Consider the following 25,679-nt stretch of genomic DNA (forward strand, 5'->3'; position numbering starts at 1 on the left):
CGATTCCAGTACCGCTGGGCGCCAGCCGAAAATGCTGGCGCTGGCGCGTTTACTCGGTTGTCTTCTTCAACTTCGGATTGGGGAAGAACTGCACCGTCTGCACCGTGGTCGCGGCAGGTTTCACCTCGACCTTGTTGACCCGCGTACCCAGTTCCTTGGGCACCGACAGCCCTTGCTCGTTAAGGGTGTCAGAAAAACCGCAGGCCACACATTCCCGGTGCGGAACGCTGTCTTCGCTCCACATCATCAGTTTGTCCGGCTCGCTGCACGCCGGGCAGACCGCCCCGGCGATAAAGCGCTTTTTCGTTACCACAGGCCCATCACTCATGCCGCCACTTCCTCACTCAGGCCACTGTGGCGCAAGAGTGCATCGATTGACGGCTCGCGGCCACGGAAGTCGACGAACAGCAGCATCGGCTCCTGGGAACCGCCACGGGCCAGGATCGCTTCGCGAAAGGCGCGGCCGGTGTCGGCATTGAGCACGCCTTCTTCTTCGAAGCGCGAGAAGGCGTCGGCCGACAGTACTTCCGCCCACTTGTAGCTGTAGTAACCGGCTGCGTAGCCACCGGCAAAGATATGCGCAAAGCTGTTAGGGAAGCGGTTGTACGCCGGTGGGCGCATGACCGAAACCTCGTCGCGCACGCCTTCGAGCACTTGCAGCACGCTGCGGCCGTCGCCGTGGCTGGCATGCAGTTCGAAGTCGAACAGCGAGAATTCCAGCTGGCGGACCATCATCAGCCCGGACTGGAAGTTCTTCGCCGCCAGCATCTTCTCCAGCAAATCCTGGGGCAGGGCTGCGCCAGTTTCGTAGTGGCCGGAAATCAGCGCCAGGCCTTCAGGCTCCCAGCACCAGTTTTCCATGAACTGGCTCGGCAGCTCGACCGCGTCCCAGGCCACGCCGTTGATACCGGAGACACCGGCATGCTCGATGCGGGTCAGCAGGTGATGCAGGCCATGGCCGAATTCATGGAACAGGGTGGTGACTTCGTCGTGGGTCAGCAACGCCGGCTTGCCGGGGGCGGCCGGGGTGAAGTTGCACACCAGGTTGGCCACCGGGCTCTGCAGCTGGCCGTCAGCGGTCAGGCGACGGTCGCGGGCGCCGTCCATCCAGGCACCGCCACGCTTGTTGGCGCGGGCATAGAGGTCGAAGAAGAAGCGCCCGACGTGCTGGCCGTGCTCCTTGATTTCGAACAGGCGCACGTCCGGGTGCCAGCTGTCGAAGCCCTTGAGTTCGGCAATTTCGATGCCGTACAGGCGCTGGACGATGGTGAACAGGCCGCTCAGCACCTTGTCGATCGGGAAGTAGGCGCGCAGGGTTTCCTGGGAAACGCTGTAGCGCTGTTCACGGAGTTTTTCCCCGTAGAAGCCGCTGTCCCAGCTCTGCAGGTCCGGGCAACCCTGCTCGGCGGCATAGGCCTTGAGCTGGGCCAGGTCCTGGGTGGCAAACGGCTTGCTGCGCTTGGCCAGGTCACGCAGAAAGCTCAGCACCTGGTCGCTGGACTCGGCCATCTTGGTCGCCAGGCTCAGCTCGGCGAAGTTGGCGTAACCGAGCAGCTCGGCCAGCTCCTGACGCAGGTCGAGAATCTCGGCCATCACCGGGCCGTTGTCGAACTGGCCGGCATTCGGGCCCTGGTCGGAGGCGCGAGTGCAGTAGGCGGCGTAGATTTCTTCGCGCAGGGCGCGGTCTTCGGCGTAGGTCATTACCGCGTAGTAGCTGGGGAACTCCAGGCTGATCAGCCAGCCGTCGAGGCCCTTGGCCTGCGCCGCGGCGGCCATTTGTGCTTTGGCCGAATCAGTCAGGCCGGCAAGCGCCGCTTCGTCGCTGACATGCTTGGTCCAGGCCTGGGTGGCGTCTAGCAGTTGGTTGGAGAAACGGCTGCCCAGCTCGCTGAGCTTGCTCTGCACTTGCGCGTAACGCTGCTGCTTTTCGGCCGGCAGGTCGATACCCGACAGGCGGAAGTCTCGCAGGGCGTGTTCAAGAATAGTTTTTTGTGCCACATCGAAGCCGGCAGCTTCGGGGCTGGCGATCAATGCCTCATAGGCCTGAAACAGTTCGCGGTTCTGGCCCATTTCGGTGGCATACGCGCTCAACGCCGGCAAGCAAGCCTCGTAGGCTTCGCGCAGTTCGGCGCTGTTGCACACGGCATTGAGGTGGCTGACCGGGCTCCAGGCGGCGCCCAGGCGGTCGTTGAGTTCGTCCATGGCCAGGATCAGGCCGGCCCAGCTCGGGCTCTTGCCCTGGGCCTTGAGGATGTCGGCAATGGCTGTACGGTTGTCGGCCAGGATCTGTTCAATCGCCGGCTGCACATGCTCGGCACGGATCGCCGAGAAGGGCGGCAAGTCATAAGACTGCAGAAGCGGGTTGTTCGCACTCACGGTTAAACACCTTGGCAGAAGAAACACTTCCCCATCTTAATTACAATCGACGCCGACCGCAGCCCTATCCATACCAAAGAGAATTCCTATCATGGCCATCCGTAGCTTCCAGCATCACACTCCCAGGCTTGGCGAACGCGCCTTTGTCGACCGCAGTGCCGTGGTACTGGGTGATGTCGAGATCGGTGCCGACAGCTCGGTGTGGCCATTGACGGTGATCCGCGGCGATATGCACCGCATCCGCATCGGTGCGCGCACCAGCGTGCAGGATGGCAGCGTGCTGCACATCACCCATGCCGGGCCGTTCAACCCGGACGGCTTCCCGCTGCTGATCGGCGATGAGGTAACCATTGGTCACAAAGTCATGCTCCACGGCTGCACCCTGGGCAACCGCATCCTGGTCGGCATGGGCAGCACCATCATGGATGGCGCCGTGGTCGAAGACGAAGTGATCATCGGCGCTGGCAGCCTGGTACCGCCGGGCAAGCGCCTGGAAAGCGGGTTTCTGTACGTCGGCAGCCCGGTCAAGCAGGCCCGCGCCCTGAGCGAGAAGGAGCGCGCGTTCTTCCCCTACAGCGCCGGCAACTACGTCAAACTCAAGGACCAACACCTGGCCGAAGGCTATCACCTGCCCGAGTGAACCTGTCCACCGCCTTATTCGAGACCGCCATGCACCAGCAAAACATCCTCTTTGACCTCGACGGTACCCTGACCGACCCGCGCCTGGGTATCACCCGCTCGATCCAGTACGCACTGGCCAAGCTGGGCATCGACGAGCCGGACCTGACGCGCCTGGAACACTTCATCGGCCCGCCGCTGCTGCAGGCCTTCATGCAGTTCTATGATTTTGATGAGGCCAAGGCCTGGGACGCGGTGAATTTCTATCGCGAACGCTTCAAGGTCACCGGCCTATACGAAAACCAGGTGTTCGACGGCGTCAGCGAAATGCTCGAAACCCTGCAAGGGCAGGGCCGCACCCTGTATATCGCCACCTCCAAACCTTGGGAGTTTGCCCGCGAGATCGCCCGCCATTTCGACTTCGCCAAGCACTTCAAGGTGATCTACGGCAGCGAGCTGGATGGCACCCGCACCAACAAGGTCGAGCTGATCCGCCACCTGCTGGCCGAAGAAGCCCTGGACCCTGCGCACACCCTGATGATCGGCGACCGCAAGCACGACCTGATCGGCGCCCGCAGCAACGGCCTGGAAGCGGTAGCGGTGGGGTATGGCTTTGGTAGCCATGAAGAGTTGACGGCGGAGCAGCCGGCCTACCACTTTGCGACCTTGGCGCAACTGCACCAGGCGTTCCAGCGCGGCTGAGACCCTATCGCGGGGCAAGCCCGCTCCCACTGTAGGAGCGGCGGTGCGACGACTCGACTTGCCCCGCAATGCTTTTCAGCGCCTGCTGACGCTGCTCAAGGGGTAGCCGCCCGAATGCTTCTACTCGCTGATAAAACACCTGCCAATCGCCGCCCACCTCGGCAAACAGCTGGGAAAACGCCGGCACCCACTGGTCGTACAGACCAAACGGCAACAACTTGGCATTGTTCATCGGCGCATTGATCCAGGCGTCATAGCGTCCGACACCGCCCCACTGGTTATCGCGCAAGGCCCGGTATTCACGGCGCAAGCGTTCGAATTCGGCCTGCTTGCCCGCACGCTTGGCGGGTTCGGTGAGCGGCGCCGCATACAACGCCTTGAGCCGTTCGCGACTGGCCAGCACCAGGGCGACGAACTGCTCGCGCTGTTGGCTGCCATCTTCGACCAGCGTTGGTAGGCCCCGCGCCGCCCGCCATTGGCGAGTGCCTTCCTGCTCGACAAAAGTGGCGAAGGACTCGTTGAACGCAGTGTCGTCCTGGACATAGACGCGTTGATGGGCCAACTCATGAAAGATCACCGTGGCCAGGCGTTCATCACCCCAGCCAAGCATGGAGCTGAGGATCGGATCGTCGAACCAGCCCAAGGTCGAATAGGCTTCGACACCGCCGACATAGACATCCAGCCCTTGTTGTTTCTGCAGCGCAGCCGCCCCGCGCGCGGCGCCCTGGTTGTAATAACCACGGTAGGCAACACAGCCGGCAATGGGGAAGCAATGGGTCTGCGGCTCCAGCGACAACTCGGGTGTGGCGAATACGTTCCAGACCACGAAGGGCCGACCGATATCGGCATAAACCCGATAGCTGCGGTTGTCCGGCAGCTTCAGCTGCGCGCTGGCGAAGGCGCGAGCTTGCTCGGCGTGCAGCAACTGCTGGCGCAATTTACTGTCGGTGGCCGGGTCTGCTACCAGTTCGGCAACCGGCTGGCGCGCCCGCAACAGCTGCCACTGACCGCTGGCCAGTTGCCCGTAGTAACTGACACTGGCACAACCGCTCAGCAGCCCGATGGCCAACAAGGGAACCAAGTAGCGAAAAAGACGGTCGAGTGCCCCATGACTTGAGCGCAACAAAAGAAATAGTCGAAGCATTGGTGTCCTGTATCCGCTCAAGTACTCATCCGCTTCAAGACTATCCTGCCCGGCTGGAGTTTTGCCATGCGTACACTGCTCGTCGTCAGCACTGTTGTGCTTCTGTCCGGCTGCGCCGGCCTTCCTGCGCCTGACCCCAACCTGGCCTGGATCGACCTTGCCCCTGGTGAGGACGACACCTTGCACGCCGTCGAAGTAGACGAGCGCGCCTGGGCCGACAAACGCTATTTCGAAGTACCGCCAGGCAGCCATGAGCTGACCGTGCGCTATCTGTTTGCGGTTACGCCAAGCAATATCGGCCCGGTCGAAGAGCCACTGTGGCGCGATTGCCAGCTCAATGTGAAATTCAAGGATTTCAGTGCCGGCCAGCGCTACCAGCTTGAAGCCGGTAGCATCGGCTTCCGCCCCTGGGCCAAGCTCTATGACGAACAGCGCAAAGTGGTCGGCAAAGGCCAGCCGGCGGGCTGCCAGCGTACCTAAAGGCGTGAATGGCGCTATGCTTATGCTTTGTAACCCGCACGTCGGAGTTCGCCATGCGCCAGCCTGTGATGCTGCTCGCAATCAGTACCCTGGGAGCTTGCGTTAGCCCCCTGCCACCTGTGGATAACAAACAGGCCTGGGTCGACCTCTACACCATCACGCCGGGCAAGACACTGATGGCCGAACGGCTCGATGGCAAACGCCTGACCGACGGCCGGTTCTTTCAGGTGACGCCCGGTGCCCACGAGCTGGTGGTGCGGTTCGACTACGAGATCTACTCCGGTGGATTCAGTACCGACCCGACCGAGCGCACCTGCTACCTGACCATCAAGTTCGCGCATTTCAAGGCCGGCCAGCGCTATCGCCTGGAAGCCCGGGCCCCGGCCATGCAGCCCAGCGCCTACCTCTATGATGCCCAGCGCAAGATGGTCGCCGAAGAGTCCAACGACGTCTTCTGCACCCCCTGAGGCCTAGCGATCGTTCTTTTGGTAGATGATCTTCTTGGTGCCGCCTTCACAGCTGCCGACCACCATGTTCTGGTCGTGGACCTCGTCATTCTTGACGATTTCCAAGGTGTAGGAACTCACGTTGTTGGCCTGGATCTTGGCTTCGATCTCGGCCTTGAGCTCTTCACAGGGTTTCGGCGCGGCCAGCGCAGCGGTTGCCAGCAGCGAAGCCAGCACAGCGATTGCAACACGGATCATGGGACAGCTCCTTGTGGCGGCAGTCGTTCTACCGACCCTCATTTGACCACAAGAAGCGCGCCCCGGTTCTGCCTTAACTCAGCAGCGTCGCATCCAGGCTGATTTTCGCGTTGAGCACTTTCGACACCGGGCAACCGGCCTTGGCCTTGTTGGCAATCTCAAGAAACTGCGCTTCGCTAGCCCCGGGGACCTTGGCCTTGAGGATCAGGTTCACGGCAGTAATGGCAAAGCCATCCGGCAGTTTGTCGAGGGTCACTTCGGCGATGGTATCGATGCGCTCGGCGGTCAGGCCCGCTTCACCGAGCATCATTGACAGGGCCATGGAGAAGCAGCCTGCATGCGCCGCGCCAATCAGTTCCTCCGGATTGGTACCCGGCTGGCCTTCGAAGCGGGTATTGAAGCCATAAGGGTTCTGCTTGAGAGCGCCGCTTTCAGTGGAAAGCAGGCCCTTGCCATCCTTCAAGCCACCTTGCCAGATAGCTGATGCTGTCTTTTTCATAAAGCCTCCTGAGCTCCCTGGGGCGCGGGATATCGCGCCTTGCCTTAATTTCAGAGAGCCCTGACGCAGGCAAGTTCAGAAGGATTACAAGCCCCGGCATTGATTCCTGCAGATGTGCCCATACAGAGCTAGAAAGGCCGTTGGATTGTTTGCGGCCACTCGACTGCCCAGGAGGCGCCAACGCCCATGAAGCAACTTGCCGATATCAAGATTTCCACCCTCGACCTGGTGCCAGTACGCGCCGACAGCGGCCCGGCGCAGTCCCTGCGCAACTCACTGGACCTGGCGCAACACGTCGAGAAGTTTGGCTACAACCGCTTCTGGGTGGCCGAGCACCACAACATGGATGGTATCGCCAGCTCCGCAACCTCGGTGCTGCTCAGCTACCTGGCCGGTGGTACCTCAACCATTCGTGTTGGCGCCGGCGGGGTGATGCTGCCCAACCATGCGCCACTGGTGATCGCCGAACAGTTCGGCACCCTCGCCAGCCTGTATCCCGGGCGAATCGACCTGGGCCTGGGCCGCGCGCCGGGCTCCGACCAGATGACCGCCCGCGCCCTGCGCCGCGAACGCTCGGGCAGTGCCGACGACTTTCCCGATGACGTCGAAGAACTGATGCGCTACCTGGGCCCGCGCACGCCGGAGCAGAAGGTCATTGCCGTGCCGGGTTACGGTACCGAAGTGCCGATCTGGCTACTGGGTTCGAGCCTGTTCAGTGCACAACTGGCCGGCATGCGCGGTTTGCCCTACGCCTTCGCCTCGCATTTCGCTCCACGTTACATGCACGAGGCGATTCGCGTGTACCGCAACCACTTCCAGCCCTCGGCGGTGCTCGACAAGCCTTATGTGATGCTTGGCGTACCACTGGTGGCGGCCGAGACCGATGAACAGGCCGACTACCTGGCCACCTCGGTGTATCAGCGCATCCTCGCCCTGATGCGCGGGCAAAGCCTGGTGCAACGCCCGCCAGTGGAGACCATGGACGGCCTGTGGTTGCCGCATGAGCGGGAAGCGGTGGGCAGCTTCCTGGGCCTGGCGATGGTCGGCAGCCCGCAGAAAATCCGCGCCAAACTGGAGGTGTTGCTGGAGCAGACCGAGGCGGATGAGCTGATCTTCACCTGCGACCTGTATGAGCATGCCGACCGCATACGCTCTTATGAGCTGCTGGCGCAGACGGTTTTGCGCAGCTGAAGGCCCCATCGCGGGTCAAGTCGAGTCGTCGCACCGCCGCCCCCACATGTAGGAGCGGCGGTGCGACGACTCGACTTGCCCCGCGATGGATTCAATATCGATCAGCCGCGCTTGTAGACGATTTCCTTGGTGCCGCCTTCGCAGCTACCCACGACCTTGCCGTCTGCGGCAGCGCCTTTATCGACGATCTCCAGCGAGTAGCCGCTGACACCCTTGGCGTCCAGCTTGGCTGCTATTTCGCCCTTGAGCTCTTCACATGGCTTGCCGGCTGCCAGCGCGGTACCGGCCAGCGTCATTAAACCTATCGCTACTACCAACTTCTTCATCGATCGCTTTCCTTGTTCAGATCAAAATAGAGAAGGGCGCCAGGAAGGCCGGGCGCCTCAGGACTGTGTAACGCAATTGACCCGCACAAGCCAGTGTCGCCGCATCAGCTGTTGACGATGCGAAAGCCCACTTTGAGCGTGACCTGAAAATGCGCGGCCTTGTTGTCCTTGATATGGCCTCGGGTGTCGACCACTTCGAACCACTCAAGGTGCTTGATGCTCTTGCCTGCTTCGGCCAGGGCATTGTTGATCGCCTCTTCGATAGAGGTGGGCGACGAGCCGACCAGCTCGATTTTCTTGTAGGTGTGATGATCAGACATAAGCATTCTCCTTTTTGAATGTGAGATAGAGCCTAGCAGCGCCGGGCTGTTTTACCTGCGAGGGGTAAATGCCGTTAAAAGTTCGACTGCACTTTCCCAGCAGCCTGTAGTCGGAACCTACACAGCTCAACTCAACCTCGAAGGAGAGTCACCATGGCCAACACCTCGCTGCGTAAAGCTTCGCTGCAAAGCATGGAAGCGGAAATCGAAAGCCTGCTCAAGTCACTGGAAAGCCTCAAGGACGATGCCTCGGATGAGTCGCGCAAAACCCTCAAGACGCTCAAGGGCAACGCCGAGAATGCCCTGCGCCATTCGCGCAGCCTGCTCAGCGATGCCTACGAAGAAGTAAAAACCAAGACCCGCGAGACTGGCCTGGCCACCCGCGATTACGCCCAGGAACACCCGTGGACCACCGCCGGTGTCGCCGTTGGCGCCCTCGGCCTGCTGGCCGCCTACCTGATGTGCAAACGCGGTAACTAAGCGGCCTGGCGCGCAAGCTCCGCGCGCAACCAGCCGGCCAATTGCTCGGCGCGCCCGTCTGCGGCGCGTCGCGGCACCCACAGGGCCAGCGCGGCCTGGGTTTCGCAAAAACCCCATGGCGCCGCCAGGCGCCCGGCGCGCAAGTCGTCGGCTACCAGCGGTTGCGGCGCAATCGCCACGCCCAGCCCTGCCACTGCAGCCTCCAGCAAGTAATACAAATGCTCGAAATCCTGCCCGTAACGCAGCGCCTGCGGGTCGATACCTTGCTGCGCCGCCCAACTTGGCCAGGCTTGCGGGCGCGAAGTGGTCTGCAACAGGGTTTGCGTCAGCAACGCCTCGGCTGGCGCCTGCTGCAAGCGGCTGAACCCGGCAAAGTGCGGGCTGAGCACCGGGCCAATACACTCCTGCGCCAGCACATGCACTTGCATATCCGCAGGCCAGGGCGGCTCGGCAAACACCAGCAAGGCATCCAGCCCTGGGCGACGCGGGTCGAGATCACCTTCACCGGCCGACAGGTGCAGGCGCAGTTCCGGCAAATCCGCTTTTAATCGCCCCAGCCGTGGGATGAACCAGCGCGCCAGCAGGCTGCCGGAGCAACCGAGGACGAACGGCGCATCGGCGCCGCTCTGGCTGATGTCCGCACACGCGCCGCGCAAGCGCTCGAAGGCATCACTACTGGCATCGCGCAAACGCACCCCGGCATCTGTGAGTTTAAGGCCACGTCCTTCCTTAACGAACAAGGCCACCCCAAGGTGTTCTTCGAGCACCTTCAATTGCCGGCTGACCGCGCCGTGGGTAACGTGTAGCTGTTCGGCCGCCTGGCTGACGCTATTGAGCCGGGCAGTGGCTTCAAAGGCCCGCAGGGCATTGAGTGGGGGCAGGTCCTGGCGCATGACGTGTGAGTTTTCCTGACAGGTTGTCGCAATCTTATCGGTTTTCAGTTGCGCGTGTCGTGGTTAGAGTAAAGCCATTCCCGACTTCACTACCGCCCTGGAGCGACCCATGACCCAGACCAACTTCCGCGCCGGCCCCGATGCCAATGGCCTGTTTGGCGCATTCGGCGGCCGCTACGTGGCAGAAACCCTGATGCCGCTGGTGCTCGACCTTGCCCGCGAATATGAAGCAGCCAAAGCCGACCCGGAATTTCTCGAGCAACTGGCGTACTTTCAGCGCGACTACATCGGCCGCCCGAACCCGCTCTACTTCGCCGAACGCCTGAGCGAACACTGCGGCGGCGCGAAGATCTTCTTCAAGCGTGAAGAGCTCAACCACACCGGCGCGCACAAGGTGAACAACTGCATCGGCCAGGTGCTGCTGGCCAAGCGCATGGGCAAAAAACGCCTGATCGCCGAAACCGGCGCCGGCATGCACGGCGTGGCCACTGCCACCGTCGCCGCGCGCTTCGGCCTGCCTTGCGTGATCTACATGGGCGCCACCGACATCGAGCGCCAGCAAGCCAACGTGTTCCGCATGAAGCTGCTGGGCGCCGAAATCGTACCGGTCACCGCCGGCACCGGCACCCTCAAGGACGCGATGAATGAAGCCCTGCGCGACTGGGTCACCAACGTCGACGACACCTTCTACCTGATCGGTACTGTAGCGGGCCCGCACCCGTACCCGGCAATGGTCCGCGACTTCCAGTCGATCATCGGCAAAGAGACCCGTGAACAGCTACAGGCCAAGGAAGGGCGCCTGCCCGACAGCCTGATCGCCTGCGTCGGCGGCGGCTCCAACGCCATGGGCCTGTTCCACGACTTCCTCGATGACGCCAGTGTGCAAATCATCGGCGTCGAAGCCGGTGGCCACGGGGTCGACACCGACAAGCATGCCGCCAGCCTCAACGGTGGCGTACCGGGCGTGCTGCACGGCAACCGCACCTACCTGCTGCAGGATGCCGACGGCCAGATCACCGACGCCCACTCGATTTCCGCCGGCCTCGACTACCCCGGCATCGGCCCGGAACACGCCTGGTTGCACGAAGTGAAACGCGTCGAGTACGTCAGCATCACCGACGACGAAGCCCTGGCCGCGTTCCACACTACCTGCCGCCTGGAAGGCATCATTCCGGCCCTGGAAACCTCCCACGCCCTGGCCGAAGCGATCAAACGCGCACCGACCCTGCCCAAGGATCACCTGATGGTGGTGTGCCTGTCCGGGCGCGGCGACAAAGACATGCAAACCGTGATGAGCCATATGGCCGCCCAGGAGAAACAGGCATGAGCCGTCTTGAACAACGCTTCGCCGAACTGAAGGCCGAAGGCCGCTCGGCACTGGTCACCTTCATCACCGCAGGCGACCCTGGCTACGACGCTTCGCTGCAGATCCTCAAAGGCCTGCCGGCTGCTGGCGCCGACGTCATCGAACTGGGCATGCCGTTCACCGACCCGATGGCCGACGGCGTGGCAATCCAGCTCGCCACCCTGCGCGCCCTGGACGCCGGTCAGACCCTGGCGAAAACTCTGCAAATGGTTCGAGAGTTCCGCGTCGACAACCAAACCACGCCGATCGTGCTGATGGGCTATTACAACCCGATCCACCGCTTTGGTGTCGAGGCCTTCGTGGCCCAGGCCAAGGCAGTGGGCGTGGATGGCCTGATCATCGTCGACCTGCCGCCGGAGCACGACGCCGAGCTGGCCACCCCGGCCCAGGCTGCGGGCATCGACTTCATTCGCCTGACCACCCCGACCACCGACGACGTGCGCCTGCCGCGCGTGCTGGAACGCAGCTCGGGCTTCGTCTACTACGTGTCGGTTGCCGGTGTCACCGGTGCCGGTTCTGCGACCACTGAACACGTCAGCAGCGCTATCGAGCGTCTGCGCCGACACACCGACCTGCCGATCAGCGTCGGCTTCGGTATCCGCACGCCAGAGCAGGCTGCGGCGATTGCCAGGCTGTCGGATGGCGTCGTGGTCGGTTCGGCGCTGGTCGACAAGATAGCCAATGCGGCCACTGCCGAGCAGGCTGTGGGTGATGTGCTCGAGCTGTGCTCGGCGCTGGCCCAGGGTGTGCGGGGTGCACGCAAGGCCTGATCCCTGTGGGAGCGGCGGTGCGACGCCTCGACTTGCCCCGCGATTGCGGTCCATCAGACAGATCGCAATCGCGGGGCAAGCCCGCTCCTACCCCGGAACCAAAAATTACTTGAAAATCGAAAGATCCAGCGGCCGCACCGCCCCCATCCAGATCGCATGATCACGATGATCGGCCAGCTCGTCACCAGTCAACGGATGCAGAAACACCACCAGCCCTTGGCGATATAACGCCAGCCAGGGCAGCACCACCCCCACCACTTCAGGCCCGAAGGCCAACTGGCAGCTCCAGTCCGGGTGCGGCCCGACCGGCTTCTGATGCATGCGCCCCATGGTCACCGGAAACAGCCGAGCGGCTTCTTCGCACAACTGGCGAGCCTGCTCCAGGGTGCTGGCGTCATAGTAGATATGCGCGTGATAGCCCTTGATCCTTTGCACGAAAACTCCTTAATCGCAACGAACCTGCGCCTGGCTACGCGGGTCAAACGATCACCCGTTGCCAATGGAGTGATCTGGTGAAAAATGCCGAAACCCCAGTGTTCAAACTGGTCCTGCTTGGAGGTTTGAGCAGCCTGGGCAGCGCCCTGATGGCCGAATTGCTCAAGCGCCAGCATGAGGTGATCGCCGTGGTCGATGATCTCAATACCCTGGCACCGCGCCCCGGCCTGCACTTCAAGACCGGCGGCCTCGATACTGCCGATCAGGCCGAACAAAGCGTGGCCGGCGGCTCGGCGGTGGTCTGCCTGTTGCCAGCACTGGCGCCCGATGACTTTGCCACGCAACTGCGCATGAGCCAGGCGCTGATCGCCGGCATGTCCCGCACCACTATACGCCGGCTATTGCTGGTGGGCGATTTCACCGTACTGGAGCAAAGCGAGGGGCACAATCGGCAGCAACGGGCCTGCGCCGAGCGGATCGTCGACCTGTTGCAGCGCAGCCCGCTGCACTGGACCCTGATCAACACCCCGCAGCAAGTTGCCGGCCTGGGCATCGAGCATTTTCACCAGACCCATGGCACCCTCGAGCCGGGCCTGGCCGAACCACTGCAACGCCTGGCCCGAGTGGCAGCGGCCATGGTCGATGCCCTGGAGCTCAAGCTGCACCATGGCGAGCATGTGAACTTTGTTTTCTGACGCGGCTTGCACCCGAGCGCCCGACATCGCACCCTGAACAGCTTCCGCCTGCAATAGAGAGTGCTCATGGCCTGGCCTGACCGCCACCGACTGCTGCCGTTTCTCACCTGGTTGGCGCCCCAGACCGGGGCCAGCGTGCGTCGCGATCTGCTGGTGGGCCTGAGCGGGGCGATCCTGGCCCTGCCGCAATCAATCGCCTATGCCCTGATTGCCGGGCTGCCGGCCGAGTACGGGCTGTACGCAGCGATCGTACCGGTGATCATCGCCTGCCTGTGGGGCTCGTCCTGGCACCTGATCTGCGGGCCGACGGCGGCAATCTCGATTGTCCTCTATGCCAGCATCAGCCCCCTGGCAGTTGCGGGCAGCAGTGACTACATCACCCTGATCCTGCTGCTGACCTTCCTCGCCGGGGTGTTTCAGTGGTTGCTGGGGCTGCTGCGCTTCGGCGCGCTGGTCAATTTCGTCTCGCAGTCGGTAGTGCTGGGTTTCACCCTCGGTGCTGCGCTGGTCATTGCCCTCGGGCAATTGCCCAACCTGATGGGTATCGACTTGCCCAGCCAGGCCACCGCGCTGAAGACCGTGCAAAACCTGCTGGCGCATGCCCCGGAGGTGGATTGGCCCTCGTTGTTGCTGGGGCTGGGTACGCTGCTGCTGGGTATTGCGTTGAAGCTGTTGCAGCCGCGCTGGCCGGGCCTGTTGATAACTCTGGCGGTGGCCAGCGTGCTGGTCTGGCTGCTCCCAGGTGTTTTCGGCCATGTGCAGTTGGTGCCCGGCTTCATCGGTCAGCTTCCACCGATAAGCCCCTTGCCGCTGCTGGACCTGGAGCTGATTTTGCGTCTGCTACCCAGCGCCGTGGCGGTCGGCATGCTTGGCCTGGTTACCAGCCTGTCGATTGCCCGCTCGCTGTCAGCACGCTCCGAGCAACTGATCGATGCCAACCAGGAAATCCGCGCCCAGGGCCTTTCAAACATGGTCGGGGGGTTTTTCTCCGGCTACCTGTCATCCGGTTCCTTCACCCGCTCCGGGCTCAGCTATGAGGCCGGCGCCCGCTCGCCCCTGGCCGGGGTGTTTTCCGCCCTGTGGGTAACGTTGTTTGCAGTAGCAGGGGCGGGGCTGATCGCGCATATTCCGATCCCGGCCATGGCCGGCAGCATCCTGCTGATCTGCTGGGGCCTGGTCGATCATCGGGCGATCCGCGCGCTGTTTCGCGTCAGCCGTTCGGAATTCCTGGTGATGGCCCTAACGGCAGCAGCAACACTGTTGCTCGAGCTGCAAACGGCGATCTACGCCGGGGTGCTGGCGTCGCTGTTCTTTTACCTCAAACGCACCTCACGGCCACGGGTGCAGCAGTCCCGCGAAGGGGATGCCGACGTGTTGCGGGTGGGTGGGTCAATCTTCTTCGGCGCCAGCCACTACCTGCAGGTGCGCTTGCAGCGTTGCCCAGGGCCGCAGGTAGTGATCGATGCCCGGCAGATCAACTTCATCGATTATTCCGGGGTCGACATGCTTCATCGCGAAGCGCGCCGCCTGGGTCGTGCTGGCGGCAGCCTGACGCTGCGCCGGGCGCGGGCGCAAGTGATCGAGGAGTTGCACAAGCTGGAGGGGGCAGCGCACTGCCCGATCCGCTTCGAAGATTAGCCGCGCGCCAGTTGACGGCGCAGTTCGTCGAGCACCGGCGCGGTGTCGGGGCGCACGCCGCGCCAGATGTAGAACGCCTCGGCGGCCTGCTCGGCAAGCATACCCAAGCCATCGAGGACCTTGGCCGCCTTGTGCTCGCTGGCCCAACGGCAGAAAGGCGTAGGCTCCTTGCCATACATCATGTCGTAGCACACGGTCTTGCCGGGCTCGATCAGGCTAGGGGAGATCGGCGGCAGCTCACCGGCAAGGCTCGCCGAGGTGGCGTTGATGATCAGGTCGACCGGCTCTTCAAGCCAGTCGAAGCCGCTGGCAGCCACCGGCCCCAGGTCGGCGAATTCACGGGCCAGTTGCTCGGCTTTTTCCACCGTGCGGTTGGCGATTACCAGCGAAGCCGGGTTGTGCGCCAGCAATGGCTCCAGCACCCCGCGCACGGCACCGCCGGCGCCGAGCAACAGGATGCGCTTGCCACTCAGTGGCACCCCGGCATTGACGGTAAGGTCGCGGACCAGGCCGGCGCCATCGGTGTTGTCGCCCTGCAAGGTGCCATCGGCGAGCTTGCTCAGGGTATTTACCGCCCCCGCGCGCTGGGCCCGTGGGGTCAGGCTATCGACCAGGCGATAGGCTTCTTCCTTGAACGGCACGGTGACGTTGGCACCCAGGCCCTGCTTGAAAAAGCCCTGGGCGCACATGCTGAAGTCATCCAGCGGCGCCAGCAGGGTGCTGTACTCCAGTTGCTGGCCGGTCTGGTCGGCGAACAGGCGATGGATCAGCGGTGATTTGCTGTGGCCGATCGGGTTGCCGAATACAACGTACTGGTCCATTCAGGCGGTTCCTGGGTCAAGGTCGGGCAGGGCCGGAAAGTTATCCACAACGGCTCAGTGGCTGGCCTTGGCCTCACCAAGCCAGTCACGGTCCTGCAGGAAATACTCGGTCAGGCGCGCTTCTTCGCTGCCTGGCGCGGCCTTCCAATCGTACCCCCAACGCACCTGCGGTGGCAGCGACATGAGGATCGATTCGGTACGCCCGCCCGATTGCAGGCCGAACAGCGTGCCACGATCGTAAACCAGGTTGAACTCGACATAACGGCCGCGACGGTATTCCTGGAACTCACGCTGCTCGGCGCTATAGGGCTGGTCTTTACGGCGCTGGATGATCGGCAGGTAGGCCTCGACATAGGCATCGCCGATGGCGCGGATGAAAGCGAAGCAGGTGTCGAAGTCCCACTCGTTGAGGTCATCGAAGAACAGACCGCCGATGCCGCGAGGCTCGCCACGGTGCTTGAGATGAAAGTAGCGGTCGCACCAGGCCTTATAGCGCGGATAAACATCGGCACCGAACGGCGCACAGGCGCGCTCGGCAACCTGGTGCCAGTGCACGCAGTCTTCTTCGTTGCCGTAGTAGGGGGTCAGGTCGAAGCCGCCGCCAAACCACCAGACCGCTTCTTCGCCTTCTTTCTCGGCGATGAAAAACCGCACGTTAGCGTGGGAAGTCGGCACATGCGGGTTGTGCGGGTGGATCACCAGCGACACCCCCAGGGCTTCGAAACCGCGCCCGGCCAGTTCTGGTCGATGAGCACTGGCCGACGGCGGCAAACCGCTGCCGAATACGTGGGAGAAGTTCACACCGCCTTTTTCGATGACCTTGCCGTCGCCGATCACCCGGGTCCGCCCGCCACCGCCGGCCTCGCGCGTCCAGGCGTCCTCGACAAAACGGGCGCCGCCGTCTTCGTTTTCGAGGGCGGTGCAGATACGGTCTTGCAGGTCGAGCAGGTAGGCTTTCACGGCCTCGGTGCGGCTAGTCATCAGGTCACCTGGAAGCGGGCTAAGGCAAATTCGGCGCGTAGCATACCACCGGCGGCGGGCTGGCCGCAGTTGACGGCGATCAAGCAAAGGCGTCCGATAGGGGTTTTCCCGCTAGCTTCAGGAGAGTGCAGATGGCCAAGCGTATCCAGTTCAGCCAGCATGGCGGCCCCGAAGTCCTGACCCTGGTCGACTTCGAGCCGGCAGCGCCCGGCCCGCAGCAGGTTCGCGTGCGAAACCAGGCGATCGGCCTGAACTTCATCGACACCTACTTTCGCAGCGGCCTCTATGCTCCGCCGTCGCTGCCCTCCGGGCTGGGTACCGAAGGCGCCGGGGTGGTCGAGGCGGTAGGCGAGCAGGTCAGCCGGCTCAAGGTTGGCGATCGCGTCGCCTACGCCGGCGGCCCGCTCGGAGCCTACAGCGAAGTGCACGTGCTGCCCGAAGCCAATCTGGTCAAACTCCCCGACAGCATCAGCTTTGAGCAGGCGGCGGCGGTGATGCTCAAGGGCCTGACCGTGCAGTACCTGCTCAAGCAGACCTACGCAGTGCAGCCGGGCGAGACCATTTTGTTCCACGCCGCCGCTGGTGGCGTCGGTTCCCTGGCCTGCCAATGGGCCAAAGCCCTGGGCGCCAGGTTGATCGGTACTGTCAGTTCTGCCGAGAAAGCCGAGCGGGCCAAGGCCCTGGGCGCCTGGGCAACCATCGACTACAGCCGGGAAGACGTCGCCCAGCGAGTGCTGGAGCTGACCGACGGCAAGAAATGCCCGGTGGTGTACGACGGCGTTGGCCAGGACACCTGGCTGACCTCACTGGACTGCCTGGCGCCGCGCGGGCTGATGGTCAGCTTCGGCAATGCCTCAGGGGCGGTGAGCGGGGTTAATCTGGGAATACTGGCGCAGAAGGGCTCGCTGTATGTCACCCGGCCAACCCTGGCCAGCTACGCCAACAACGCCGAGAACACCCAGGCCATGGCCGACGACCTGTTTGCGATGATCGCCAGCGGCAAGCTGGCTGTGGATATCCACCAGCGTTATCCACTGAGCGAGGCGGCCAAGGCGCAGAGCGAGCTGTCGGCGCGCAGGACAGTGGGGTCGACGGTGTTGCTGCCTTGAAACAGTGGTGAATTGATCGCGGGACAAGCCCGCTCCTACACAGTCGCTAGGAGCGGGCTTGTCCCGCGATTGGCCTCAACCAGCCCGCACAACCTCACCGCTCGCCAAATCGCGAATCACACTCGGGTTACGCCGCCCGCCCAAAGCGCCACCGAGCACCAGGTCCAACTGTCCACGGAAGTACTGCTCGACGCGCAAGCGGGTCTTGGCTGCCGGGCGACCTTGCGGGTTGGCTGAAGTGGAAATCAGCGGGCCGACCAATGCACAAAGGTCACGTACCACCGGGTGATCGCTAACGCGCAACGCCACGGTGTCGTGCACCCCGGTTATCCACTCGGGCAGCAGGTTCTGATGTGGCACCAGCCAGGTGTTCGGCCCCGGCCAGGTGGCAGACATGCGGTCGAGCCAGGTTTCAGGGAAATCCTCGAAAAGGAAGTCGAACTGGCGGATATTGTCGGCGATCAGGATCAGACCCTTATCGACCGAACGCGACTTGATCGCCAGCAGGCGATCCACCGCCTCTTCGTTCCATGGGTCACAGCCCAGGCCCCAGACCGCCTCGGTCGGATAGGCAATCACCGCACCGGCCCGAATTTCACGCGCGGCTTGTTGCACACGCCAACTGCTCACCATTGTTTTCACTCCGCATAAAGGCAGATGAGCAGTGTACTTAGCCGGGCCGGGCAAACCAACGCCCGGCTTCACTACAGACCCTTCCAGCCAGTTCCAGCTCGGTCAGCGCCGCCAGCACCCGGGGCAACGGCCAGCCGCTGCTGCTGGCCAGGCCCTCGGTAGTTTGCGGTGCGGCCAGCAACAGATCGACCAGTTCATGGCCGGCAATGGCGTCCACCTGCAACGGCGGCAAGCGTTGCCAACCCTGCAGGGTTTCGACGATCTGATCGACAGTCTCCACCAGCAAGGCGCCGTCGCGAATCAACTGGTGACACCCCTTGGATCCCGGGTGATGAATCGAACCCGGAATGGCATATACCTCGCGGCCTTGCTCGGCCGCCAAACGCGCGGTGATCAGCGAGCCACTGGCAAGGCTCGCCTCGACCACCAATACACCCAGCGACAGGCCACTGATGATCCGGTTACGCCGGGGAAAGTTGCCCGCAACGGGCCCGGCATCCAGCGGAAACTCGGAGACCACCGCGCTACCTTGCTCGATCATCGCCGCCGCCAGCGCTCTGTGCCGCTGTGGATAAAGTTTTTGCAGCCCTGTGCCGAGCACGCCGATGGTCTGCCCGCCAGCGTCCAGGGCAGCCTGGTGTGCGGCGCCATCGACGCCCAGGGCCAGGCCGCTGGTAATGACAAAACCACCCCGAGCGAGGCTGCGCGAGAAGGCCGCAGCCGTATCGAGCGCCGGCCTCGATGCCCTGCGGCTGCCGACGATCGCCAGCTGGGGTTTTTCCAGAATCGCCGGGTTGCCGGCGATGAACAGCAGCGGTGGGGCGTCGCCCAGTTCCGCCAGCAAACCTGGATAGCCAGGGTCGTCCCACATCAGTAAATGCTGGTCGCGGGCCTCTAGCCAGCGCATTGCCGCGGCGACGCCTTCGCGTACTTCAAGGCTGCGCCGGGCATCGCTGCTGTCTGCGGGTACGCCCAGCGTACGCCAGGCCGTGGCCGGCGCACTGAGCGCTGCCGAGGCATTGCCAAAGGCCTGGATCAATGTGTGAAAACGCCGCGGCCCTAGGGACGGCAGCAAGTGAAGGCGCAATCGCGCTTCGAGTTCGGCGGGAGAACACGCCGGCGATAAGGGTTGCGACATGACGATCATCCTTGATCGGGAAGCGTGGGCCAGCCGTGAACAAGCTGTGGATAACTCTGTTGATAATACTTTGACAACCGGTTGACGGATTTCCCTCGGCGGCATTCTTTCAGGCTTGGCGCCATGGGTGGAAAAGCACCCTGAAACCTTAGCTGACCTTTGCCAGGTGCCGAATGCGCCGAATCCCTTTATTATGTGTACTCATGTTTGTAATTCATCGCACAGTGCAGCTCATACGCTTATGGCCATTCTGAACATCCTCGAATTCCCGGACCCGCGCCTTCGCACCATCGCCAAGCCGGTGACCGAAGTCGACGACGGCGTTCGCCAGTTGATCGATGACATGTTTGAAACCATGTACGAAGCCCCTGGCATCGGCCTTGCCGCTACCCAGATCAACGTGCACAAGCGCATCGTGGTCATGGACCTGAGCGAAGATCGCAGCGAGCCACGGGTGTTCATCAACCCCGAGCTCGAGATGCTGACCGACGAAATGGACCAGTATCAGGAAGGCTGCCTGTCGGTGCCCGGCTTCTACGAGAACGTCGACCGCCCGGTGCGGGTCAAGGTCAAGGCGCTGGACCGCGACGGCAAGCCGTACGAGCTGATCGCCGAAGGCCTGCTGGCGGTGTGCATCCAGCACGAATGCGATCACCTCAACGGCAAGCTGTTCGTTGATTACCTGTCGACGCTCAAACGCGACCGGATCAAGAAGAAGCTGGAAAAACAGCATCGCCAGCAAGCTTGATCTGCTCTTCCCAAAGGCTTGCTCCGGCAAGCCTTTTTCTTTTTAAGCGAGAACTCCATGCGCATTGTCTTCGCAGGCACCCCAGAGTTTGCCGCCGAACACCTCAAGGCCCTGATCGCCAGCCCCTATGAAGTGGTAGCGGTCTACACCCAACCGGACCGTCCGGCCGGTCGTGGGCAAAAACTGATGCCCAGCGCGGTCAAGCAATTGGCTGTGGATAACGCCATTGCGGTGCTGCAACCAGCGACCCTGCGCAATGCCGAGGCCCAAGCGGAGCTGGCGGCGCTCAAGCCGGACCTGATGGTAGTGGTCGCCTATGGCCTGATCCTGCCCCAGGCGGTCCTGGATATTCCGCGCCTGGGCTGCATCAACAGCCACGCCTCGCTGCTGCCGCGCTGGCGTGGCGCAGCGCCGATCCAGCGCGCGGTCGAAGCTGGTGACAGCGAAAGCGGCGTCACCGTGATGCGCATGGAAGCAGGCCTGGACACCGGGCCAATGCTGCTCAAGGTCAGCACCCCGATCAGCGCCAGCGACACGGGTGGCAGCTTGCACGACCGCCTGGCCGAAATGGGCCCGCCGGCCGTGCTCGAAGCCGTTGCCGGTCTCGCCGCGGGCACCTTGCAGGGTGAAGTCCAGGACGACAGCCTGGCCACTTATGCACACAAGCTGAACAAGGACGAAGCGCGCCTGGACTGGAGCCGCCCGGCCGTTGAGCTGGAGCGCCTGATTCGCGCCTTCAACCCGTGGCCGATCTGCCACAGCACCCTCAACGGTGAAGCCCTGAAGGTGCTCGGCGCGAACTTATCCACAGGCTCCGGCAACCCGGGTGAAATCCTCTCTGCCAGCAAGGACGGCCTGATCGTCGCCTGCGGCGAGCAGGCGCTGTGCCTGACCCGCCTGCAATTGCCGGGTGGCAAGGCGCTGAACTTCAGCGACCTGTTCAACAGCCGCCGCGAGAAATTCACCACCGGCACGGTGCTTGGCCAATGAATCCACGTCTGGCAGCCGCCCGCGCCCTGGCGGCAGTACTCAGTGGCAAGGCGTCGCTGAACAGCTCGCTGCCAAGCCAGCTGGACAAGGTCGAAGTGCGTGACCGTGGCCTGACCCAGGACCTGGCCTTCGGCACTGCGCGCTGGCAGCCACGGCTGTCGGCCCTGGCCGAACGCCTGCTGCAAAAACCGTTCAAGGCCGCCGATGCCGACGTCGAGGCGCTGCTGCTGGTCGGCCTGTACCAGTTGCTCTACACGCGCATCCCCGCCCACGCCGCCATCGGCGAGACCGTCGGCTGCGCCGACAAGCTGAAAAAGCCCTGGGCCAAGGGTTTGCTCAACGCCGTGCTGCGCCGTGCGCAACGCGAAAGCGGCGATATCTTCGCCGAGCTTGAGCGCGACCCGGTCGTGCGCACCGCGCACCCGCGCTGGCTGCAAAAGTCGCTCAAGGCGTTCTGGCCCGAGCAGTGGGAGGCCATCTGCGCCGCCAACAATGCCCACCCGCCGATGATCCTGCGGGTCAACCGACGCCATCACAGCCGTGATGCCTACCTCGAACTGCTGGGTGAAGCCGGCCTTGAAGCGGCGCCGTGCCAGTTCAGCGGCGACGGCATCTTGCTCGCTGAAGCCTGCGATGTACGTGGCCTGCCCGGTTTCGACCAGGGCTGGATCAGCGTCCAGGACGAAGCCGCACAACTGGCCGCCGACTTGCTCGACCTGGCCCCCGGCCAGCGCGTGCTCGACGCCTGCTGCGCCCCGGGCGGCAAGACCTGCCATCTGCTCGAAGCCCAGGCCGGGCTCGACGCCGTGGTCGCCATCGACCTGGAAGCCAAGCGCCTGACCCGCGTGCGCGAGAACCTCGATCGTCTCGGCCTCGACGCCCAGTTGATCGCCTGCGACGCCCGCGACACCGCCAGCTGGTGGGACGGCAAGGGCTTCCAGCGCATCCTGCTCGACGCGCCGTGCTCGGCCACCGGCGTAATCCGCCGCCATCCGGACATCAAGCTGACCCGCCAGGCCGATGACATTGCCGCCCTGGCCAGCCTGCAAGGCGAGCTGCTTGACGCCCTGTGGCCAACCCTTGAGGTCGGCGGCATCCTGCTCTACGCCACCTGCTCGACGCTGCCGACGGAAAACACCGAAGTGATCGAGGCCTTCCTCGCCCGCACTCCCGGCGCCCGTGAGCTGGACCTGGCGACCCAGGCCGGTATCCGCCAGCCCCATGGCCGCCAGTTGCTGGCCCAGGCAGGCGGACACGACGGCTTCTACTATGCCAAGCTGATCAAAATCGCCGCCGCGCGCGGATAACAAGAGAAAGGAACAGCGGATGAAGATCATCATCCTCGGCGCAGGGCAGGTCGGCGGCACGCTGGCTGAACACCTGGCCAGCGAAGCCAACGATATCACCGTGGTCGACACCGATGGCGACCGCCTGCGCGACCTCGGCGACCGCCTCGACATCCGTACCGTGCAGGGCCGCGCCTCCTTCCCGACCGTGCTGCGCCAGGCCGGCGCCGACGATGCCGACATGCTGGTGGCGGTCACCAACAGCGACGAGACCAACATGGTCGCCTGCCAGGTTGCCCATACCCTGTTCCACACCCCGACCAAGATCGCCCGGGTGCGCGAATCGGCCTACCTGACCCGCGCCGGGCTGTTCGACAACGACGCCATTCCGGTCGACGTGCTGATCAGCCCCGAGCAGGTGGTCACCCACTACATCAAGCGCCTGATCGAACACCCCGGCGCCCTGCAGGTGATCGACTTCGCCGAGGGCAAGGCCCAGCTGGTAGCCGTCAAGGCCTACTACGGCGGGCCGCTGGTGGGCCAGCAATTGCGCCAGATCCGCGCGCACATGCCCAATGTCGACACCCGCGTAGCGGCAATCTTCCGCCGCGACCGGCCGATCCTGCCGCAGGGCGACACGGTCATCGAAGCCGACGACGAAGTGTTCTTCATTGCCGCCAAGGCGCACATCCGCGCGGTGATGGGCGAGTTGCGGCGCATCGACGAAACCAACAAGCGCGTGGTCATCGCTGGCGGTGGGCAAATCGGCGAGCGCCTGGCCGAGGCGATCGAAAGCCGCTACCAGGTGAAAATCATCGAGATGAACCCGGCCCGTTGCCGGCACCTGTCCGACACCCTGGAAAGCACCGTGGTGTTGCAGGGCAGTGCCTCGGACCGCGACCTGATGCTTGAAGAGAACATCGCCGAAGCCGACATCTTCCTGGCCCTGACCAACGACGACGAAGCCAACATCATGTCCTCGCTGCTGGCCAAGCGCCTGGGCGCGCGCAAGGTGATGACCATCATCAACAACCCGGCCTACGTCGACCTGGTCCAGGGCGGCGAAATCGACATCGCCATCAGCCCGCAGCTGGCCACCATCGGCACCTTGCTGGCCCACGTGCGCCGCGGCGATATCGTCAGCGTGCACTCACTGCGCCGCGGTGCGGCCGAGGCCATCGAGGCGATCGCCCATGGCGACTCGAAGTCGAGCAAGGTAATCGGCAAGGCCATCGAAGACATCGCCCTGCCACCAGGCACCACCATCGGCGCAATCATCCGCGACGAAGAAGTGCTGATCGCCCATGACGACACGGTGATCGAAGCGGGCGACCACGTGATCCTCTTCGTTGTGGATAAAAAGTACATCCGTGACGTCGAGAAGCTCTTCCATGTAGGGTTGAGCTTCTTCTAAAGAGGGAGCTGGAATGCGCGAATCACTGGAAAAGATGCTGGCCAAGGGTGTGGATAACGCCCTGTTGCGCTTTGGCCTGGGCAAGGCCTGGCTCGATGAAGGCAACGGCGCCGAGGCGGCCGTGCATTTACAGCGCTGCGTCGAGCAGGACCCGAAGTATTCGGCGGCGTGGAAGCTGCTGGGCAAGGCGCATCAGCTCGAAGGTGACCTGGCAGCTGCGCGCAAGGCCTGGGAGCAGGGGCTGGAAGCGGCTCGCGCGCACGGCGACAAGCAGGCAGAGAAAGAGATGACGGTGTTTCTGAAGAAGCTCGATAAGGCTAGTTGAGCCATCGCGGGGCAAGCCCGCTCCTACAGGGATTGTGGATAACTGTGGGAGCGGGCTTGCCCCGCGATAGGGCTTTCAATACCAGCGCGGCTCGCCCGGCGGGCGCTTCTTGAAGCGCTTCATGCTCCACATGTACTGGCTCGGATATGCCCGCACATAGCGCTCGACCACCTGGCTCATGGCCGCCGCCGAGGTCTCGGTGTCTTCGCTGTACATCGCCTCGGGCGCGGCTTCCAGGATGACCTTGAAGCCCGAACCATCCGGCAGGCGCAAGGCATGCAGGAACACCCCGACCGCCTTGCCGCCAGCGAGCATGTTCGGCACGAACTTGCTGGTCAGCGCCTTGGTGGCGAAGAACGGCACGAAGATACCCGCCGACTCGGCCGGCTCCGGGTCGGCCGGAATGCCCACCTGACCGCCTTTGCGCACTTCCTTGATGATGCTCAGGATGCCTTCCTTGGTCGACGCCGCGACGCGGTTGCCCAATTGCACGCGCTGTTCGCGCAGCAGGTCATCGACCGCCTTGAGCTTGGGCGGGCGGTAGAAAATGATCGGTTTGCACTGGCTGCAATAGAAGTGGTTGAGCACTTCCCAATTGCCCAGGTGGCTGGTGATGCCAACCACGCCCTTGCCCGAGGCCAGGGCCGCCTCAAGCACTTCCAGGCCTTCGACCTCGCGCACCAGGTCGAGCGAACGCTGGGCCGGCCAGATCCAGGCGCAGGCGCTTTCGGTAAAGGACTTGCCAATGTCCATCAGGGTCCGGCCCACCAGTTGCTCACGGGCAACCGGGTCCATTTCCGGGAAGCATTTGGCCAGGTTGATGCGCACCACGTTGCGCGAACTGTTCGGCACCTTCCACATGATCCAGCCGATGGCTGCGCCGACCCGCTGTACCGCGCCCCAAGGGAGCTTGGCAAACAACCGCAACGCCCCGACCATCAAGGCGCCCTTGAATTTATCCACAGGCTGGTTCCTCTTTCTGCAAGCCGGCCATTGTAACCCTCAGCGCAGCAGAGCGGCGTAGCGATCACAATCGGTGGTGTGGTCCATGACCATGCCGGTGGCCTGCATGAAGGCATAGCAAATGGTCGGTCCGACAAAGGTGAAGCCAGCTTTCTGCAGCGCCTTGCTCATTGCCTTGGCCTCGTCGGTGACCGCCGGCACCTCGCTGCGCTGGACGAAATGATTGATCTTCGGCGCGCCGCCGACGAACGACCAGAGCCATTGCCCGGGGTTTTCCAGCGCCAGCCAGGCCCGCGCATTGCGCCGCGCGGCGTTGAGCTTGAGGCGGTTACGGATGATGCCCGGATCAAGCATGCGCTCTTCAATTTCGTCGTCGCTCATCTGCGCCAGACGCTCTGGGTCGAAGCCGAACAGCACCTGGCGGTAGCGTTCGCGCTTTTTCAGCACGGTAATCCACGACAACCCGGCCTGGAAGCCTTCGAGCAGGAGCATCTCGAACAGCTGGCGCGGATCGCGCTGCGGCGTGCCCCATTCCTGGTCGTGGTACGCCTGGTAAAGCGGATCGTCGGTACACCAAAAGCAACGTGGCATAAGGCTCCAAGGGTAGAGGCCTGCGCGAATCGGGTTATACTCC

Annotated in this window: 31 protein-coding genes; 16 read left to right on the forward strand and 15 right to left on the reverse strand. The window is 63.3% G+C overall.

Translation table 11 applies throughout. From position 1 onward, the window contains the following. Positions 1 to 49: 49 nt before the first annotated feature. On the reverse strand, positions 50 to 328 hold the full coding sequence (locus tag BLR26_RS02960) for a YheV family putative zinc ribbon protein (RefSeq protein ID WP_045200716.1): 279 nt from the start codon (positions 326 to 328) through the stop codon (positions 50 to 52). After that, positions 325 to 2,376 carry an oligopeptidase A gene (gene prlC, locus BLR26_RS02965; RefSeq protein ID WP_045200718.1) on the reverse strand — a complete coding sequence of 684 codons (2,052 nt, stop codon included), beginning with the start codon at positions 2,374 to 2,376 and terminating at the stop codon, positions 325 to 327. Before prlC ends, BLR26_RS02960 begins: the two co-directional genes overlap by 4 nt. A 91-nt stretch (positions 2,377 to 2,467) precedes the next feature. Here prlC and BLR26_RS02970 point away from each other — a divergent pair, with 91 nt between their 5' ends. Continuing rightward, the gene (locus BLR26_RS02970) at positions 2,468 to 3,016 is read left to right on the forward strand and encodes a gamma carbonic anhydrase family protein (RefSeq protein WP_045200720.1); all 549 of its coding nucleotides are present in this window, start codon (positions 2,468 to 2,470) and stop codon (positions 3,014 to 3,016) included. Positions 3,017 to 3,045: 29 nt separating this feature from the next. After that, complete coding sequence (locus BLR26_RS02975; RefSeq protein WP_093387231.1) at positions 3,046 to 3,696, forward strand: HAD family hydrolase; 651 nt, start codon at positions 3,046 to 3,048, stop codon at positions 3,694 to 3,696. Positions 3,697 to 3,700: 4 nt separating this feature from the next. Here BLR26_RS02975 and BLR26_RS02980 read toward each other — a convergent pair whose 3' ends face one another. Continuing rightward, positions 3,701 to 4,822: an aminopeptidase gene (locus BLR26_RS02980; RefSeq protein ID WP_093377652.1), complete on the reverse strand. Its 1,122-nt coding sequence runs from the start codon at positions 4,820 to 4,822 to the stop codon at positions 3,701 to 3,703. 84 nt (positions 4,823 to 4,906) lie between these two features. On the opposite strand from BLR26_RS02980, the gene BLR26_RS02985 reads away from it, so the two are divergent. Together BLR26_RS02985 and BLR26_RS02990 are read left to right on the forward strand one after the other, a co-directional pair. Further along, a complete protein-coding gene (locus BLR26_RS02985) occupies positions 4,907 to 5,320 on the forward strand; it encodes a PA0061/PA0062 family lipoprotein (RefSeq protein ID WP_093377657.1) in 414 nt (137 codons plus the stop codon). Positions 5,321 to 5,373: 53 nt separating this feature from the next. After that, the gene (locus tag BLR26_RS02990; protein ID WP_045200724.1) at positions 5,374 to 5,787 is read left to right on the forward strand and encodes a PA0061/PA0062 family lipoprotein; all 414 of its coding nucleotides are present in this window, start codon (positions 5,374 to 5,376) and stop codon (positions 5,785 to 5,787) included. A 3-nt stretch (positions 5,788 to 5,790) separates the two neighbouring features. On the opposite strand, the gene BLR26_RS02995 is transcribed toward BLR26_RS02990, so the two are convergent. Next, a complete protein-coding gene (locus BLR26_RS02995) occupies positions 5,791 to 6,024 on the reverse strand; it encodes a DUF1161 domain-containing protein (RefSeq protein WP_045200726.1) in 234 nt (77 codons plus the stop codon). Between the two features lie 73 nt (positions 6,025 to 6,097). Beyond that, a complete protein-coding gene (locus tag BLR26_RS03000; protein ID WP_093377662.1) occupies positions 6,098 to 6,523 on the reverse strand; it encodes an OsmC family protein in 426 nt (141 codons plus the stop codon). Positions 6,524 to 6,709: 186 nt separating this feature from the next. Here BLR26_RS03000 and BLR26_RS03005 point away from each other — a divergent pair, with 186 nt between their 5' ends. Beyond that, positions 6,710 to 7,714: an LLM class flavin-dependent oxidoreductase gene (locus BLR26_RS03005; protein ID WP_093377667.1), complete on the forward strand. Its 1,005-nt coding sequence runs from the start codon at positions 6,710 to 6,712 to the stop codon at positions 7,712 to 7,714. Positions 7,715 to 7,815: 101 nt separating this feature from the next. On the opposite strand, the gene BLR26_RS03010 is transcribed toward BLR26_RS03005, so the two are convergent. Both BLR26_RS03010 and BLR26_RS03015 read right to left on the reverse strand, forming a co-directional pair. Beyond that, positions 7,816 to 8,040, reverse strand: coding sequence for a DUF1161 domain-containing protein (locus BLR26_RS03010; RefSeq protein WP_093377672.1), 225 nt, complete (start codon positions 8,038 to 8,040; stop codon positions 7,816 to 7,818). A gap of 104 nt (positions 8,041 to 8,144) precedes the next feature. Beyond that, positions 8,145 to 8,360, reverse strand: coding sequence for a dodecin (locus BLR26_RS03015; RefSeq protein WP_010222667.1), 216 nt, complete (start codon positions 8,358 to 8,360; stop codon positions 8,145 to 8,147). Between the two features lie 153 nt (positions 8,361 to 8,513). Between BLR26_RS03015 and BLR26_RS03020 the strand changes: the two genes are divergently transcribed. Beyond that, a complete protein-coding gene (locus BLR26_RS03020) occupies positions 8,514 to 8,840 on the forward strand; it encodes an ElaB/YgaM/YqjD family protein (protein ID WP_045200734.1) in 327 nt (108 codons plus the stop codon). Here BLR26_RS03020 and BLR26_RS03025 read toward each other — a convergent pair. Then, the gene (locus BLR26_RS03025; RefSeq protein ID WP_176794201.1) at positions 8,837 to 9,733 is read right to left on the reverse strand and encodes a LysR family transcriptional regulator; all 897 of its coding nucleotides are present in this window, start codon (positions 9,731 to 9,733) and stop codon (positions 8,837 to 8,839) included. The genes BLR26_RS03020 and BLR26_RS03025 overlap by 4 nt on opposite strands. Before the next feature lie 109 nt (positions 9,734 to 9,842). Here BLR26_RS03025 and trpB point away from each other — a divergent pair, with 109 nt between their 5' ends. Together trpB and trpA are read left to right on the forward strand one after the other, a co-directional pair. Beyond that, positions 9,843 to 11,060, forward strand: a complete 1,218-nt coding sequence (gene trpB / locus BLR26_RS03030; RefSeq protein WP_045200738.1) for a tryptophan synthase subunit beta — start codon at positions 9,843 to 9,845, stop codon at positions 11,058 to 11,060. After that, entirely contained in the window at positions 11,057 to 11,869 is an 813-nt protein-coding gene (gene trpA / locus BLR26_RS03035) for a tryptophan synthase subunit alpha (RefSeq protein WP_093377681.1), read from the forward strand. The genes trpB and trpA overlap by 4 nt, the downstream gene beginning before the upstream one ends. Before the next feature lie 105 nt (positions 11,870 to 11,974). Here the strand turns inward: trpA and BLR26_RS03040 are convergent, their stop codons facing one another. After that, complete coding sequence (locus BLR26_RS03040; RefSeq protein WP_093377686.1) at positions 11,975 to 12,304, reverse strand: DOPA 4,5-dioxygenase family protein; 330 nt, start codon at positions 12,302 to 12,304, stop codon at positions 11,975 to 11,977. A 77-nt stretch (positions 12,305 to 12,381) separates the two neighbouring features. On the opposite strand from BLR26_RS03040, the gene BLR26_RS03045 reads away from it, so the two are divergent. Both BLR26_RS03045 and BLR26_RS03050 read left to right on the forward strand, forming a co-directional pair. Then, positions 12,382 to 12,999, forward strand: a complete 618-nt coding sequence (locus BLR26_RS03045; protein WP_045200745.1) for an NAD(P)-dependent oxidoreductase — start codon at positions 12,382 to 12,384, stop codon at positions 12,997 to 12,999. A gap of 66 nt (positions 13,000 to 13,065) precedes the next feature. After that, entirely contained in the window at positions 13,066 to 14,637 is a 1,572-nt protein-coding gene (locus tag BLR26_RS03050; protein WP_093377691.1) for a SulP family inorganic anion transporter, read from the forward strand. Here the strand turns inward: BLR26_RS03050 and aroE are convergent. Both aroE and hemF read right to left on the reverse strand, forming a co-directional pair. Beyond that, positions 14,634 to 15,458, reverse strand: coding sequence for a shikimate dehydrogenase (gene aroE, locus BLR26_RS03055; RefSeq protein WP_093377696.1), 825 nt, complete (start codon positions 15,456 to 15,458; stop codon positions 14,634 to 14,636). The two genes, BLR26_RS03050 and aroE, sit on opposite strands and share 4 nt — an antisense overlap. 54 nt (positions 15,459 to 15,512) lie before the next feature. Continuing rightward, complete coding sequence (gene hemF, locus BLR26_RS03060; RefSeq protein ID WP_045200751.1) at positions 15,513 to 16,439, reverse strand: oxygen-dependent coproporphyrinogen oxidase; 927 nt, start codon at positions 16,437 to 16,439, stop codon at positions 15,513 to 15,515. Between the two features lie 131 nt (positions 16,440 to 16,570). Between hemF and BLR26_RS03065 the strand changes: the two genes are divergently transcribed. Next, positions 16,571 to 17,548, forward strand: coding sequence for an NADPH:quinone reductase (locus BLR26_RS03065; protein WP_045200753.1), 978 nt, complete (start codon positions 16,571 to 16,573; stop codon positions 17,546 to 17,548). 75 nt (positions 17,549 to 17,623) lie between these two features. Here the strand turns inward: BLR26_RS03065 and BLR26_RS03070 are convergent, their stop codons facing one another. Together BLR26_RS03070 and dprA are read right to left on the reverse strand one after the other, a co-directional pair. After that, positions 17,624 to 18,181 (reverse strand): L-threonylcarbamoyladenylate synthase type 1 TsaC, encoded by a 558-nt coding sequence (locus tag BLR26_RS03070; RefSeq protein ID WP_045200754.1) that lies wholly within the window; start codon positions 18,179 to 18,181, stop codon positions 17,624 to 17,626. Between the two features lie 37 nt (positions 18,182 to 18,218). Next, positions 18,219 to 19,319, reverse strand: a complete 1,101-nt coding sequence (dprA, locus tag BLR26_RS03075; protein ID WP_093377700.1) for a DNA-processing protein DprA — start codon at positions 19,317 to 19,319, stop codon at positions 18,219 to 18,221. A gap of 241 nt (positions 19,320 to 19,560) precedes the next feature. Here dprA and def point away from each other — a divergent pair, with 241 nt between their 5' ends. The 5 genes from def to BLR26_RS03100 are packed head-to-tail and all read left to right on the forward strand — an operon-like array spanning position 19,561 to position 24,082. Beyond that, positions 19,561 to 20,067, forward strand: coding sequence for a peptide deformylase (gene def, locus BLR26_RS03080; protein ID WP_038605133.1), 507 nt, complete (start codon positions 19,561 to 19,563; stop codon positions 20,065 to 20,067). A 57-nt stretch (positions 20,068 to 20,124) separates the two neighbouring features. Further along, positions 20,125 to 21,057 (forward strand): methionyl-tRNA formyltransferase, encoded by a 933-nt coding sequence (gene fmt / locus BLR26_RS03085; protein ID WP_093377705.1) that lies wholly within the window; start codon positions 20,125 to 20,127, stop codon positions 21,055 to 21,057. Then, entirely contained in the window at positions 21,054 to 22,364 is a 1,311-nt protein-coding gene (gene rsmB, locus BLR26_RS03090) for a 16S rRNA (cytosine(967)-C(5))-methyltransferase RsmB (RefSeq protein WP_093377709.1), read from the forward strand. The genes fmt and rsmB overlap by 4 nt, the downstream gene beginning before the upstream one ends. Before the next feature lie 19 nt (positions 22,365 to 22,383). Then, complete coding sequence (gene trkA / locus BLR26_RS03095; RefSeq protein WP_010222685.1) at positions 22,384 to 23,757, forward strand: Trk system potassium transporter TrkA; 1,374 nt, start codon at positions 22,384 to 22,386, stop codon at positions 23,755 to 23,757. Positions 23,758 to 23,770: 13 nt separating this feature from the next. After that, a complete protein-coding gene (locus BLR26_RS03100) occupies positions 23,771 to 24,082 on the forward strand; it encodes a tetratricopeptide repeat protein (RefSeq protein WP_093377714.1) in 312 nt (103 codons plus the stop codon). A 75-nt stretch (positions 24,083 to 24,157) separates the two neighbouring features. Here the strand turns inward: BLR26_RS03100 and BLR26_RS03105 are convergent, their stop codons facing one another. Beyond that, entirely contained in the window at positions 24,158 to 25,045 is an 888-nt protein-coding gene (locus tag BLR26_RS03105) for a lysophospholipid acyltransferase (protein ID WP_093377718.1), read from the reverse strand. 39 nt (positions 25,046 to 25,084) lie between these two features. Then, complete coding sequence (locus tag BLR26_RS03110; RefSeq protein ID WP_045199362.1) at positions 25,085 to 25,636, reverse strand: DNA-3-methyladenine glycosylase I; 552 nt, start codon at positions 25,634 to 25,636, stop codon at positions 25,085 to 25,087. Between the last annotated feature and the right edge of the window lie 43 nt (positions 25,637 to 25,679).

The sequence above is a fragment of the Pseudomonas sp. UC 17F4 genome, from assembly GCF_900101695.1.
GTDB lineage: Bacteria > Pseudomonadota > Gammaproteobacteria > Pseudomonadales > Pseudomonadaceae > Aquipseudomonas.